The following is a 13,636-nucleotide window of genomic DNA, read 5'->3' as shown; positions in this document are numbered from 1 at the left end:
TCGATGATGTTTCGATGGCAACAGCTGGCGAGTGCCTCTGGCATCAGGCAAGTGTTTTTTCTGTTGTGTTGTCTGGTGCTGCTGCTCGGGCTGGCTTACGCGTTGCACTTGCGAGTGCTTTTTTCAGGGGTTGAAGCCGCCCATGAGCAGACTCGGCGCATGAATATCGAACGCATCGACAGGGCCAGTCGAGCGCAGGCGCTTGCATCCGCAGAAGCGCAACTGGCTGCAGCCAATGAAAGCCTGAATGTATCGCGCTGGCGCTTGGAAGCAGGCGGTGAGTTGGCTGATCTGCTTGAGGTGGTTGCGCTTCGAGGGCATGCGCACGGGGTGTTTGTCGAACACTTGGAGGTGCTGGCGCAGGTGCTGCATGACCAGCACATTGAGCTGCCCATGCAGCTTCACTTGCGTGGCTCTTACTCTGGGTTGGCGGCTTTTTTCCATGGTTTGGCCCAGTTGCCCCGGCTACTTACCGCGCAGGACTTTTCCCTGTTGGCGGATGAGGAGAACGCCCCGAATGGGCTGCGCATGCAGGTGCGTGTCAGCGCTTATCGCAGCCTAGAGGCAAGCGCATGGCCTGAAGTGCCGGTTGCTGAGCCCGGGCTGGTTGGGCCTGTGCCAGATTCGTTGCGCAACCCTTTTCAGTCTTCGCCACAGACGCTGCCGCGTGAGTACCTGCGGACGTTACCGCTCGAACAGTTCGAAATGGTCGGCAGTCTTGCGCGCAATCAGGTTCGTTTTGCGTTGCTGCGGGCTGCGGGCTTCGTTCATCGCCTGCAATTGGGTGATCGGCTGGGACGTAATAACGGCCGGGTTGTGCGTATCGATGAACGCGAGGTGGAAATCACCGAAGAAGTTTTCGTGCAGGGCGAAGGCTGGGTCGAGAGAACCCGAACGCTTGGCCTGAAATTGCCGGCAAACACCGGATAAGGGAGCGAACCAGGGAGGTCGCAGGTGAAGACAAAGTGGAGCGGGGCAGCAATCGCCTGGCTGGTTGCGTGGGGGCTAGTGAACCCGATGGCCGTTGGCAGCGTCGAGCGTGACCGAGCGTTGTCGTTGAATTTTCAGGATGTTGAGGTGCGCGCGGTACTGCAGGTGCTGGCCGACTTCAGTGGGGTAAATCTGGTTGCCAGTGATGCCGTGCAGGGTCGGGTTACCTTGCGTTTGCAGGAGGTGCCCTGGGAGCAGGCGCTGGATCTGGTACTGCGCAGCAAAGGCCTGGAAAAACGCGCCGAAGGCAATGTCTTGCTGATAGCGCCGATCGCGGAGCTTGCGGGGTACGAAAAACAGCTGCTCGAAGGGCGTCAGCGGGTGGCTGGGCTGGCGCCGATGCGCCGTGAGTTGCTGCCGATTCATTATGCCCAGGCGAAAGATATTGCCGCAGTATTCCAGACACTTGCGCCGACTGATCCAATGGCTTCCGGGCAGGGGGCGCTGAGTGTCGATGAACGAACCAACACCCTGATCGCTCATCAGCCCCCCGAGCGGCTCGAAGAACTAAAGGAAATGATCACTCGCCTGGATGTGCCGGTGCGCCAGGTGATGATCGAGGCGCGAATTGTCGAAGCCAATGTCGATTTCGAAAAAAGTCTTGGCATGCGCTGGGGCGCGCAAGCAAGTTCAGGCAGTGGCCTTGGCTCCGCGGCTGGCGACACGTTTGTCGATTTGGGCGTGGAGCGGGCTACCTCAGCCATTGGCCTGGGCCTTGTGCGAGATAACCTGGTGCTGGACTTGCAGCTCAGTGCCATGGAGAAGTCCGGCAATGGTGAAATCATCTCCCAGCCCAAGGTGGTCACGGCCGACAAGGAGACCGCCCGGATTCTCAAGGGCACCGAAGTGCCCTACCAGGAAACCAGCGGCAGCGGCGCTACTTCGGTGACTTTTCGCGAAGCCTCGCTATCGCTGGAAGTGACTCCGCAGATTACCCCGGACAATCGGGTAATCATGGCGGTGAAGGTCACCAAGGACGAACCCGACTACCTCAACGCCCTTGCTCAGGTGCCGGCAATCCGCAAAAACGAGGTCAATGCCAAGGTTCGTGTACGCGATGGGGAAACTATCGTGATTGGCGGCGTGTACTCCACTGTGCAAAGTAAAGTTGTCGACAAGGTGCCATTTTTCGGCGATGTGCCGTATGTTGGGCGGCTGTTTCGTCGCGATGTTCTACAAGAGAAAAAATCCGAGCTGCTGGTCTTCCTGACTCCGCGTATCATGAGTGACCAGGCGATTGCTGTGAGTCGTTGATTCTGTGCGAAATTTGATACTTGTGGGGCCCATGGGTGCTGGTAAAAGCACCATCGGTCGCCTGTTAGCCAAAGAGCTGCGCCTGCCGTTCAAGGATTCCGACAAGGAAATTGAACTGCGCACCGGCGCCAATATCCCGTGGATCTTCGATAAGGAAGGCGAACCGGGCTTTCGAGACCGTGAGCAGGCGATGATCGCCGAGCTATGCGCGTTCGATGGCGTGGTTCTGGCTACCGGCGGAGGTGCGGTGATGCGCGATGCCAATCGTCAGGCTCTGCACGCCGGAGGGCGTGTGGTGTACTTGCATGCTTCGGTAGAGCAGCAGGTTGGGCGCACTTCGCGTGATCGCAACCGACCGCTGTTGCGCACGGCCAATCCGGAGGCGACGTTGCGTGCCCTGCTGGAGGTCCGTGATCCGCTCTATCGCGAGATTGCCGACCTTATAGTGGAAACCGACGAACGGCCACCACGAATGGTCGTGCAGGATATTCTCGAACGCTTGCAGAAGTTGCCGCCCCGTTAAGCCAGGCTTATCCTCGGCGACCAGTCATGCCGTGACAGGGCACACCGTTTATTGCGCGGATCGAGTTATCGAGGTCGCGCCTTGTTCATTGTGGGGACACATGCAGACACTTAAGGTCGAATTGGGCGAGCGTAGTTACCCGATCTACATTGGCGAGGGCCTGCTGGATCAGGCCGAGCTGCTGGCGCCGCATATCGCTGGCAGACAAGTCGCTATCGTATCCAATGAGACTGTCGCGCCCCTGTATCTCGAACGACTGAGCAAGACCCTGGGTGCCTATTCGGTACTTCCGGTGGTCCTGCCTGATGGTGAGTCCTACAAGAACTGGGAAACCCTGCAACTGATTTTCGATGCCTTGCTGACTGCCCGTCACGACCGGCGGACCACCGTGGTTGCCTTGGGTGGCGGTGTCATCGGTGACATGGCAGGCTTTGCAGCTGCCTGTTATCAGCGCGGCGTGGATTTTATCCAGGTGCCTACCACCTTGCTGTCCCAGGTCGATTCGTCGGTGGGCGGCAAGACCGGCATCAATCATCCGCTGGGCAAGAACATGGTCGGCGCCTTCTATCAGCCCAATGCCGTGCTCATTGATACTGCCAGTCTCAACTCCCTGCCACCGCGTGAGCTGTCGGCGGGCCTTGCCGAAGTGATCAAGTACGGTCTGATTTGTGACGAACCGTTCCTGGGATGGCTCGAAGCGAATGTGGCGGCGATGCGCAAACTGGATCAGGCTGCCCTGACGGAGGCGATTCGTCGCTCCTGTGCGGCCAAGGCTGCAGTTGTCGGCGCCGATGAGCGCGAGTCCGGTGTGCGTGCCACCCTCAATCTCGGCCATACCTTCGGCCACGCTATCGAAACCCAAATGGGTTACGGTGTCTGGCTGCACGGTGAGGCGGTGGCTGCGGGTACGGTGATGGCCTTGGAGATGTCCATGCGCCTGGGCTGGATCAGCCAGCAGGATCGCGATCGTGGTATTCGCTTGTTGCAAAGCGCCGGTTTGCCGGTAGTGCCGCCGCAGGACATGACGCCAGCCCAGTTCATGGAACACATGGCAGTAGATAAAAAGGTACTCGACGGTCGTTTGCGTCTGGTCCTGCTCAGCCGCATGGGCGAGGCAGTGGTCACCGACGACTATCCGAAAGAGATTCTTCAGGCCACCCTCGCCGCGGATTACCGCGCGATAGTGGCCCAGCTTTGAGGTTGATGAGCGTCCGATGACTAGTTTGCATGCCGACGAGGCCTTTCTCGGCCATTATCAGTTGAACCACGATCCCTTCGCAGCAAGGGTGCCTGGTTTCAAATTCTTCCCGGCCCAGCGCAAGCCAGTGCTTGGCCAGTTGCATCACCTGGCACGTTACAGTCAGTTGCTGCTGGTTGTAACCGGCCCGCAGGGCAGCGGCAAGACGCTGCTGCGCCAAGCCCTGGTTGCCAGTACCAACAAGCAGTCAGTGCAAAGCGTGGTGGTTTCCGCCCGTGGCGCCACTGACGCTGCCAGTGTGCTCGGCCAGGTCGCTCAGGCCTTGGGTGTCGCCCAGCCTGAAGTTCCCGAATTGCTGGCTCAGGTCGTGCAACTGGCACTGACCGGGCAAGAGGTCTACCTATTGGTGGACGATGCGGAACAACTTGACGAGTCGGCACTCCAAGCCTTGCTGGAATTGGCTGCGGGCACACCGGAGGGACGCCCGCACGTGTTCCTTTTCGGCGAACCGTCGTTGATCGCTGGGCTGGAAGAACTCAATGCTGACCTGGAGCGCTTCCATGTCATCGAGCTTGCACCCTATAGCGAAGAAGAAACCCGGGAATACCTCGAACAGCGCCTGGAAGGTGCCGGACGAGGGATCGAGGTTTTCACCAATGATCAGATCGCCGATATTCACCAAAACTCGGACGGCTGGCCTGGAAACATCAACCAGGTTGCCCGCGATACCTTGATCGAAGCCATGATCGCTAGCCGAACCACGGCGAAGCGACCATCAATGGGGTTCAATATGCCTAAAAAACACGTGCTGGCGCTGTCTGCTGTCGTAGTGGTCGCTGTTGCTGCGGCCGTGCTGATGCCAAAGAAAGGCGATCAAGCGCCCAGCGCCCCCGCAGAGCAGGCTCAATTGCCGCTGGGCCAAGGTCAGCCGGGGAATGCGCAATCGAACAACGGCAGCCCGGCGATCGAATTTGCTGGTAACTCACAGCCAATGCCATTGCCGCTGGTCGGCCAGTCACAGCCGGTCATGCGTGGCCCGCTGGCTGAATCCACTGGCATGGGTGATGGCGAAGATGGTGGCCCGGCCGCCGATACCGCCCTGCAGCCACCGACGGTCACCACCATTGCCCCGCCTGCCGGAGTTAGCGCAGGTCCTGCACCCGCGCCCGCACAGCCGGTAAGTCAGGCTCAGCCAGCAGCTGTACCGCAGCCGGTTGCACCTGTTGCCAGTAAGCCGGTAGCGCCTGTGGCCAAGCCTGCGCCGACTCAGGTTGCAACCGCCAAGCCCGCGCCGAAGCCAGCAGAGAAGCCGGCCGCCAAGCCTGCTGCAGGCGGTAGCTGGTATGCTGGGCAGAAGCCAGGCAATTACGTTGTGCAAATCCTCGGTACCAGCTCCGAGGCGTCTGCCCAGGCATACGTGAAAGCTCAGGGTGGCGACTATCGCTACTTCAAGAAAACCTTGCAGGGCAAGCCGCTGTACGTCATCACTTACGGTAGCTTCTCCAGCCGTGATGCAGCCCTGGCAGCAATCAAAGCCTTGCCAGCCAAGGTTCAGGCTGGTAAACCTTGGCCTCGTACCGTCGCCAGCGTTCAACAAGAACTCGCTGCGACCCGTTGATAAAGCTTGGTGGCACTACCCCCGCCACCTGCTGAGCGACTCCTGATTTACGGTCAAGCCTGCTGCGTGATACGCGGCAGGCTTTTCTGTCCCAGACTGCCGGCCACAAGCCCATCTTGCAGTCCAGGCTGAAACGCTTCAGACTCAAGCTATTCCGTTACCACGGTGCGCGCTTAAAAACATTCAAAAACGCGACATGGATTTACGAATATTCGTCGTAAATTTGTGGGCTTCCCTGTCGCTGTGCAACAATGGCTCCTCTATTGCCCCCGCAAAGCTGGCATTCGTTCGGCGTGGATGGTAAGTGGTTGTACTAAAAAAAGATTTGCCTTGGTGAGAGGCGAACCTGGTGAGAAAGTGTCTATGAAAACAGGTCTGTACCATCCCGAAGAATTCAAGGATAACTGTGGTTTCGGCCTGATCGCCCATATGACGGGTGAACCCAGCCACCACCTACTGCAAACAGCCGTTCAGGCGCTGACTTGCATGACCCACCGCGGTGGCATCAACGCCGACGGCAAGACCGGTGACGGTTGTGGTCTGTTAATGCAAAAGCCGGATCAGTTTCTGCGGGCTGTCGCCCTGGAACATTTCGGCGCCGAGCTGCCCAAGCAATATGCCGTTGGCATGGTGTTCTTCAATCAAGACGCCACCAAGGCTGAAGCGGCACGCGAAAACATGAATCGCGAGATTCTCGCAGCGGGCCTGCAACTGGTGGGCTGGCGCAAAGTGCCGATCGATACCAGCGTTCTGGGTCGACTGGCCTTGGAGCGCCTGCCGCAGATCGAGCAAGTGTTCATCGGTGCCGAAGGCCTGAGCGATCAAGATTTCGCCATCAAGCTGTTCAGCGCTCGTCGTCGCTCGTCGGTGGCCAACGCCGCCGACACCGACCACTACATCTGCAGTTTTTCGCACAAGACCATTATCTATAAAGGCCTGATGATGCCGGCGGATCTCGTCGCCTTCTATCCAGACCTGGGTGATGAGCGCCTACAAACCGCTATCTGCGTGTTCCACCAGCGTTTCTCCACCAATACCTTGCCGAAATGGCCGCTGGCGCAGCCGTTCCGCTTCCTCGCCCACAACGGCGAGATCAACACTATTACCGGTAACCGCAACTGGGCCCAGGCTCGGCGGACCAAGTTCGAAAACGAACTGATCCCTGATCTGGAAGAACTCGGCCCATTGGTGAACCGTGTCGGCTCCGACTCCTCGAGCATGGACAACATGCTCGAGCTGATGGTCACCGGTGGCATCGATCTGTTCCGTGGCGTGCGCATGATCATTCCGCCAGCGTGGCAGAACGTCGAGACCATGGACGCCGACCTGCGTGCCTTCTACGAATACAACTCCATGCACATGGAAGCGTGGGACGGCCCGGCGGGCGTGGTACTGACCGAAGGTCGCCATGCAGTCTGCCTGCTCGACCGCAACGGCCTGCGTCCGGCGCGCTGGGTCACCACCAAGAACGGCTACATCACCCTGGCGTCGGAAATCGGCGTGTGGGACTACAAGCCTGAAGACGTGATCGCCAAAGGCCGGGTCGGCCCAGGCCAGATCTTTGCCGTGGACACCGAAACCGGTCAGATCCTCGACACGGACGCCATCGACAATCGTCTCAAGTCGCGCCATCCGTACAAGCGCTGGCTGCGCCAGAATGCCTTGCGCATCCAGGCTGACTTGAGCGATGACCAGGGCGTGGCCAGCTACGACACTGATCAGCTCAAGCAATACATGAAAATGTTCCAGGTCACCTTCGAAGAGCGTGACCAGGTGCTGCGTCCGCTTGGCGAGCAAGGCCAGGAAGCCGTCGGCTCGATGGGCGACGATACGCCGATGGCGATTCTGTCCCAGCGCGTGCGCTCGACCTATGACTATTTCCGCCAGCAGTTCGCGCAGGTGACCAACCCGCCGATCGACCCGCTGCGTGAAGCAATCGTCATGTCGTTGGAGATCTGCCTCGGTGCCGAGCGCAACATTTTCCAGGAATCCCCTGAGCATGCCTCACGGGTGATTCTCAGCTCGCCAGTGATTTCGCCCGCCAAGTGGCGTTCGCTGATGAATCTTGATCGCCCGGGCTTCGAGCGCCAGCTGATCGACCTCAACTATGAGGAAAGCATTGGCCTGGAAGCTGCGGTGCGCAACATCGCCGACCAGGCTGAAGAAGCGGTGCGCAGCGGCAAGACCCAACTGGTGCTGAGCGACCGTCATATCGCTCCGGGCAAGCTGCCGGCGCATGCCTCGCTGGCCGTGGGCGCTGTTCACCATCGCCTGACCGAGCTGGGCCTGCGTTGCGACAGCAACATATTGGTAGAAACGGCTACCGCCCGTGACCCGCATCACTTTGCCGTGCTGCTCGGTTTCGGCGCCTCGGCGGTTTACCCGTACCTGGCCTATGAAGTACTGGCTGACTTGATCCGTACCGGCGAAGTGCTCGGCGACCTGGACGAAGTGTTCAAGTACTACCGCAAGGGCATCTCCAAGGGTCTGTTGAAGATTCTCTCGAAGATGGGTATTTCGACCATCGGTTCCTACCGCGGCGCTCAATTGTTCGAAGCCGTCGGTCTGTCCGAAGAAGTGGTGGGCCTGAGCTTCAAGGGCGTTGCCAGCCGTCTCAAGGGCGCACGCTTCGTCGACATCGAGAATGAACAGAAGCTGCTTGCTGCCGAAGCCTGGAGCGCGCGCAAGCCGATCCAGCAGGGTGGCCTGCTGAAGTTCGTTCACGGCGGCGAATACCACGCCTACAACCCGGATGTGGTCAACACACTGCAAGCTGCTGTACAACAGGGCGACTACGCCAAATTCAAGGAATACACCGCGTTGGTCGACACCCGTCCGGTGTCGATGATCCGTGACCTGCTCAAGGTCAAGGTCGCCGATCAGCCGTTGGCCCTGGAAGAAGTCGAGCCGCTGGACGCAATTCTCAAACGCTTCGATTCTGCTGGCATCTCCCTCGGCGCGTTGTCGCCTGAGGCGCATGAAGCGCTGGCCGAAGCCATGAACCGCCTTGGGGCACGCTCCAACTCCGGTGAAGGCGGTGAAGATCCGGCGCGTTACGGCACGATCCGCAGCTCCAAGATCAAGCAGGTTGCTACCGGTCGTTTCGGCGTTACGCCTGAATACCTGGTCAACGCCGAAGTGCTGCAGATCAAGGTTGCCCAGGGCGCCAAGCCCGGAGAGGGCGGCCAACTGCCTGGCGGCAAGGTCAACGGCCTGATTGCCAAGCTGCGCTATGCCGTACCTGGCGTAACCCTGATTTCGCCACCACCGCATCACGACATCTATTCGATTGAAGACTTGTCGCAGCTGATTTTCGACCTCAAGCAGGTCAACCCTCAGGCGCTGGTATCGGTCAAGCTGGTGGCCGAGGCGGGTGTCGGCACGATCGCTGCCGGTGTAGCCAAGGCTTATGCAGACCTGATCACCATCTCCGGCTATGACGGTGGTACTGGTGCCTCGCCGCTGACCTCGATCAAGTACGCCGGTGCACCGTGGGAGCTGGGCCTGGCTGAAACGCATCAGACCCTGCGCGGCAATGACCTGCGTGGCAAGGTCCGGGTACAGACCGACGGTGGTCTGAAAACCGGCCTGGACGTCATCAAGGCAGCCATTCTCGGCGCCGAAAGCTTTGGCTTCGGTACCGCGCCCATGATCGCCCTGGGCTGCAAATACCTGCGTATCTGTCACCTGAACAACTGCGCCACCGGCGTCGCCACTCAGAACGACAAGCTGCGAAAGGATCACTACATCGGCACCGTCGATATGGTGGTGAATTTCTTCACCTACGTGGCCGAAGAGACCCGTGAGTGGCTGGCCAAGCTGGGTGTTCGCAGCCTCGGCGAGTTGATCGGGCGTACCGATCTGCTGGAAATGCTCCCCGGCGAGACCGAGAAGCAGAAGCACCTGGACCTCAGCCCGCTGTTGGGCAGCCCGCACGTGTCGGCCGACAAACCGCAGTTCTGCGAAGTCGACCGTAACCCGCCCTTCGACAAGGGTGTGCTGGCCGAGAAGATGGTCGAAATGGCCCTGCCGGCTATTCGCGACCTGGCCGGTGCCCAGTTCGAACTGGATATCTGCAACTGCGACCGTTCCATCGGTGCACGCATCTCTGGCGAAATCGCCCGTTTGCACGGCAACCAGGGCATGGCCAACGCGCCGATCACCTTCCGCTTCAAAGGAACGGCTGGTCAGAGCTTTGGTGTGTGGAACGCCGGCGGCCTGAACATGTACCTCGAAGGTGATGCCAACGACTACGTCGGTAAAGGCATGACCGGCGGCAAGCTGGTTATCGTGCCGCCTGCAGGCAGCCCGTTCGCCACCCAGCACAGTGCCATTGTCGGCAACACCTGTCTGTACGGCGCCACTGGCGGCAAGCTGTTCGCTGCTGGCACCGCGGGCGAGCGCTTTGCCGTGCGTAACTCCGGTGCCCACGCGATTGTCGAGGGTACAGGCGATCACTGCTGTGAATACATGACCGGTGGTTTTGTCTGCGTTTTGGGCAAGACCGGTTACAACTTCGGCTCTGGTATGACGGGCGGTTTCGCCTACGTACTGGACATGGACAACAGCTTCGTAGACAAGCTCAACCATGAACTGGTGGAAATCCAGCGCATCAGTGGCGAAGCGATGGAGGCCTACCGTAGCCACCTTTCGCGCGTGCTGGGCGAATACGTCGAAGAAACCGGCAGCGAATGGGGGCGTGAGCTCTGGGAAAACCTGGACGACTACGTGCGTCGCTTCTGGCTGGTCAAGCCGAAGGCGGCAAACCTGAAGAACCTGCTGTCCAGCACCCGCGCCAACCCACAGTAAACAACAGCTGCAAGTGGCAAGCTTCAAGCTGCACGTGAGCGCAGTACGAAGTTTGCCCGGCTTAAGTGATCGTCTTGCAGCTTGCGGCTTGAGGCTTGCAACTGCGGTAATGAGGTTTTGAACATGGCTGAACGTCTAAGTAATGACTTCCAGTTCATCGAGGTCGGGCGCAAAGATCCGAAGAAGAAACTGTTGCGTCAACGCAAGAAGGAGTTCGTGGAAATCTACGAACCCTTCAAACCCCAGCAGTCGGCTGAACAGGCTCACCGCTGTCTGGGCTGTGGCAACCCGTACTGCGAGTGGAAGTGCCCGGTGCACAACTTCATCCCTAACTGGTTGAAGCTGGTCTCCGAAGGCAACATCCTCGCTGCTGCGGAGCTGTCGCACCAAACCAACACCTTGCCGGAAGTGTGCGGCCGGGTGTGCCCTCAGGATCGTCTGTGCGAGGGCGCGTGCACCCTCAATGACGGTTTTGGTGCGGTGACTATCGGTTCGGTGGAGAAGTACATCACCGACACCGCCTTCGCCATGGGCTGGCGCCCAGACATGTCCAAGGTCAAACCGACCGATAAACGTGTCGCAATTATCGGTGCCGGCCCCGCGGGCCTTGGCTGTGCCGACGTACTGGTGCGCGGCGGTGTAACCCCGGTGGTGTTCGATCGCAACCCGGAAATCGGTGGCCTGCTGACCTTCGGCATTCCCGAATTCAAGCTGGAAAAGACCGTGCTGAGCAATCGTCGCGAAGTCTTCACGGGCATGGGTATCGAGTTCCGTCTCAACACCGAGGTGGGCAAGGACATCAGCATGGAACAACTGCTCGAAGAGTACGATGCAGTGTTCATGGGCATGGGTACCTACACCTACATGAAGGGCGGCTTCCCGGGTGAAGACCTGCCGGGTGTACATGATGCCCTGGATTTCCTGGTGGCCAACGTCAACCGCAACCTGGGCTTCGAAAAATCGCCGGAAGACTTCGTCGACATGAAAGGCAAGAAGGTTGTGGTGCTTGGCGGCGGCGATACCGCGATGGATTGCAACCGCACATCCATCCGCCAGGGTGCCAAGGCGGTGACCTGTGCCTACCGTCGTGACGAAGCCAACATGCCCGGTTCGCGCAAAGAGGTGAAGAACGCCAAGGAGGAGGGCGTGAAGTTCCTCTACAACCGCCAGCCAATTGCCATCGTCGGTGAAGACAAGGTTGAAGGCGTCAAGGTTGTCGAGACCCGTCTCGGCGAGCCAGATGCCCGCGGCCGCCGCAGCCCTGAGCCGATCCCGGGTTCCGAAGAGATCATCCCGGCTGACGCCGTGGTCATCGCTTTCGGTTTCCGCCCGAGCCCGGCACCGTGGTTCCAGCAGTTCGACATTCAGACCGACAGCCAGGGGCGTGTTGTGGCACCAGAGAAGAACACCTTCAAGCACCAGACCAGCAACCCGAAGATCTTCGCCGGTGGCGATATGGTTCGCGGTTCTGACCTGGTGGTGACGGCGATCTTCGAAGGACGCAATGCTGCCGAAGGCATCCTGGATTACCTGGAAGTCTGACGTGTCCGGTCGCGGGGTAATTGCGCTCCCATCCAGGGGGAGCAGGCTTAACTCGCGACAAATGCAGCAAATCTATTGATCTGTCACAAGTCGATAGACAAAAGGCACGGTACTTACCGTGCCTTTTCCGTTGGTGTCTGAGAAAATGCCCGCACTTTTTTTCCGGATGCCGACATGACTGCCTTGAAGAACGATCGTTTTCTGCGCGCCCTGCTCAAGCAACCTGTAGACGTCACCCCTGTGTGGATGATGCGCCAGGCCGGCCGCTACCTGCCGGAGTACCGCGCCAGCCGCGCCAAGGCTGGTGACTTCATGAGCCTGTGCATGAACCCGCAGTTTGCCTGCGAGGTCACCATGCAGCCGCTGGACCGCTATCCGCTGGACGCGGCGATTCTGTTCTCGGACATCCTCACCATTCCCGATGCCATGGGCCAGGGCCTGTATTTCGAGACCGGCGAAGGCCCGCGTTTCAAGAAGGTCGTCAGCACCCTGGCCGATATCGAAGCCCTGCCGATCCCTGATCCACAGAAAGACCTCGGCTATGTGATGGACGCTGTCAGCACCATTCGCCGCGAGCTCAATGGCCGCGTACCGCTGATTGGTTTTTCCGGCAGCCCGTGGACCCTGGCGACCTACATGGTCGAAGGCGGCTCGTCGAAAGACTTCCGCAAGACCAAAGCCATGCTTTACGACAATCCGCAGGCCATGCACCTGCTGCTCGATAAACTGGCCCAGTCGGTTATCAGCTACCTCAATGGTCAGATCATGGCCGGTGCGCAAGCGGTGCAGATCTTCGACACCTGGGGCGGCAACCTGTCGGCGGCGGCCTATCAGGAGTTCTCGCTGGCCTACATGCGCAAAATCGTCAGCGGCCTGATCCGCGAACACGAAGGTCGCAAGGTGCCGGTGATCCTCTTCACCAAGAACGGTGGCCTGTGGCTGGAAAGCATCGCCGACGCCGGCGCCGATGCGCTGGGTCTGGACTGGACGTGCGATATCGGAGAAGCCCGCCAGCGCGTGGGCAACAAGGTTGCCCTGCAAGGCAACATGGATCCGACAGTGTTGTACGCCAAGCCTGAGGCCATCCGCGCCGAAGTCGGTCGTATCCTGGCCAGCTATGGTCATGGCACCGGGCATGTCTTCAACCTTGGCCACGGGATCACCCCGGAAGTTGATCCGGAGCATGCAGGTGCGTTCATCAACGCCGTGCACGAACTGTCGGCGCAGTACCACCAGTAAGTCTGGCCGCTGCCACCGAGTTTTAAGCTTGAATTCAGCCTGTCTGGGTAATCTGGCTCCATCGAAACCCAGACAGGATCTGAACCATGAAAACTCGTTATCTCGCTCTGCTGCTTGCCCCTCTGTTCAGCACCGCCGCCCTGGCCGCCGGCTATACCGGTCCAGGCGCTCAGCCGGTGACCACGGTTGCCGCAGCCAACGATGCTGCTGACGACACCCCAGTGGTCCTGCAGGGCTTTGTGATCAAGAAGCTGAACAACGACGACAAGTTCGAGTTCAAGGACAATACGGGCACCATCACTGTCGAAATCGACAATGAAGACATGCCGGCAGTGCCTTTCAACGACAAGACCAAGGTCAAGCTGACCGGTGAAGTCGAGAAGAAACTGATGAGCCGTGAAATTGATGTCGATCTGGTTGAAGTGATCAACTGACTGCTAGGGGCTGTTCCTTAGCCGATTGC

Annotated in this window: 9 protein-coding genes; all 9 read left to right on the top strand. The window is 59.4% G+C overall.

Translation table 11 applies throughout. From position 1 onward, the window contains the following. Positions 1-3 precede the first annotated feature (3 nt). The 9 genes from V0R60_RS02715 (at position 4) to V0R60_RS02675 (ending at position 13,607) form a co-directional block, all read left to right on the top strand. Complete coding sequence (locus tag V0R60_RS02715; RefSeq protein WP_330078908.1) at positions 4-930, top strand: pilus assembly protein PilP; 927 nt, start codon at positions 4-6, stop codon at positions 928-930. An 87-nt stretch (positions 931-1,017) separates the two neighbouring features. After that, a complete protein-coding gene (locus V0R60_RS02710) occupies positions 1,018-2,244 on the top strand; it encodes a type IV pilus secretin PilQ (protein ID WP_330078925.1) in 1,227 nt (408 codons plus the stop codon). 4 nt (positions 2,245-2,248) lie between these two features. Then, positions 2,249-2,767: a shikimate kinase AroK gene (gene aroK / locus V0R60_RS02705; protein ID WP_136478580.1), complete on the top strand. Its 519-nt coding sequence runs from the start codon at positions 2,249-2,251 to the stop codon at positions 2,765-2,767. A gap of 100 nt (positions 2,768-2,867) precedes the next feature. Further along, positions 2,868-3,965, top strand: coding sequence for a 3-dehydroquinate synthase (gene aroB, locus V0R60_RS02700; protein WP_136478579.1), 1,098 nt, complete (start codon positions 2,868-2,870; stop codon positions 3,963-3,965). Between the two features lie 16 nt (positions 3,966-3,981). Further along, on the top strand, positions 3,982-5,583 hold the full coding sequence (locus tag V0R60_RS02695; RefSeq protein WP_330078909.1) for an AAA family ATPase: 1,602 nt from the start codon (positions 3,982-3,984) through the stop codon (positions 5,581-5,583). Positions 5,584-5,946: 363 nt separating this feature from the next. Further along, positions 5,947-10,392 carry a glutamate synthase large subunit gene (gene gltB / locus V0R60_RS02690; RefSeq protein WP_136478577.1) on the top strand — a complete coding sequence of 1,482 codons (4,446 nt, stop codon included), beginning with the start codon at positions 5,947-5,949 and terminating at the stop codon, positions 10,390-10,392. 123 nt (positions 10,393-10,515) lie between these two features. After that, the gene (locus V0R60_RS02685) at positions 10,516-11,934 is read left to right on the top strand and encodes an FAD-dependent oxidoreductase (protein WP_330078910.1); all 1,419 of its coding nucleotides are present in this window, start codon (positions 10,516-10,518) and stop codon (positions 11,932-11,934) included. A 174-nt stretch (positions 11,935-12,108) separates the two neighbouring features. Continuing rightward, a complete protein-coding gene (gene hemE / locus V0R60_RS02680) occupies positions 12,109-13,173 on the top strand; it encodes a uroporphyrinogen decarboxylase (RefSeq protein ID WP_136478575.1) in 1,065 nt (354 codons plus the stop codon). An 86-nt stretch (positions 13,174-13,259) separates the two neighbouring features. Continuing rightward, positions 13,260-13,607 carry a YgiW/YdeI family stress tolerance OB fold protein gene (locus V0R60_RS02675; protein ID WP_136478574.1) on the top strand — a complete coding sequence of 116 codons (348 nt, stop codon included), beginning with the start codon at positions 13,260-13,262 and terminating at the stop codon, positions 13,605-13,607. Positions 13,608-13,636 lie beyond the last annotated feature (29 nt).

The sequence above is a fragment of the Pseudomonas auratipiscis genome (assembly GCF_036324085.1).
Lineage (GTDB): Bacteria > Pseudomonadota > Gammaproteobacteria > Pseudomonadales > Pseudomonadaceae > Aquipseudomonas > Aquipseudomonas auratipiscis.
This window is presented reverse-complemented; position numbering and strand designations above follow the sequence as displayed.

Excerpts from the sequence above, each read along its gene's own strand:
- V0R60_RS02715 (WP_330078908.1), top strand. The coding sequence starts at position 4 with ATGATGTTTCGATGGCAACAGCTGGCGAGTGCCTCTGGCATCAGGCAA.
- V0R60_RS02710 (WP_330078925.1), top strand. The coding sequence starts at position 1,018 with ATGGCCGTTGGCAGCGTCGAGCGTGACCGAGCGTTGTCGTTGAATTTT.
- aroB (WP_136478579.1), top strand. The coding sequence starts at position 2,868 with ATGCAGACACTTAAGGTCGAATTGGGCGAGCGTAGTTACCCGATCTAC.
- V0R60_RS02695 (WP_330078909.1), top strand. The coding sequence starts at position 3,982 with ATGACTAGTTTGCATGCCGACGAGGCCTTTCTCGGCCATTATCAGTTG.
- gltB (WP_136478577.1), top strand. The coding sequence starts at position 5,947 with ATGAAAACAGGTCTGTACCATCCCGAAGAATTCAAGGATAACTGTGGT.
- V0R60_RS02685 (WP_330078910.1), top strand. The coding sequence starts at position 10,516 with ATGGCTGAACGTCTAAGTAATGACTTCCAGTTCATCGAGGTCGGGCGC.
- hemE (WP_136478575.1), top strand. The coding sequence starts at position 12,109 with ATGACTGCCTTGAAGAACGATCGTTTTCTGCGCGCCCTGCTCAAGCAA.
- V0R60_RS02675 (WP_136478574.1), top strand. The coding sequence starts at position 13,260 with ATGAAAACTCGTTATCTCGCTCTGCTGCTTGCCCCTCTGTTCAGCACC.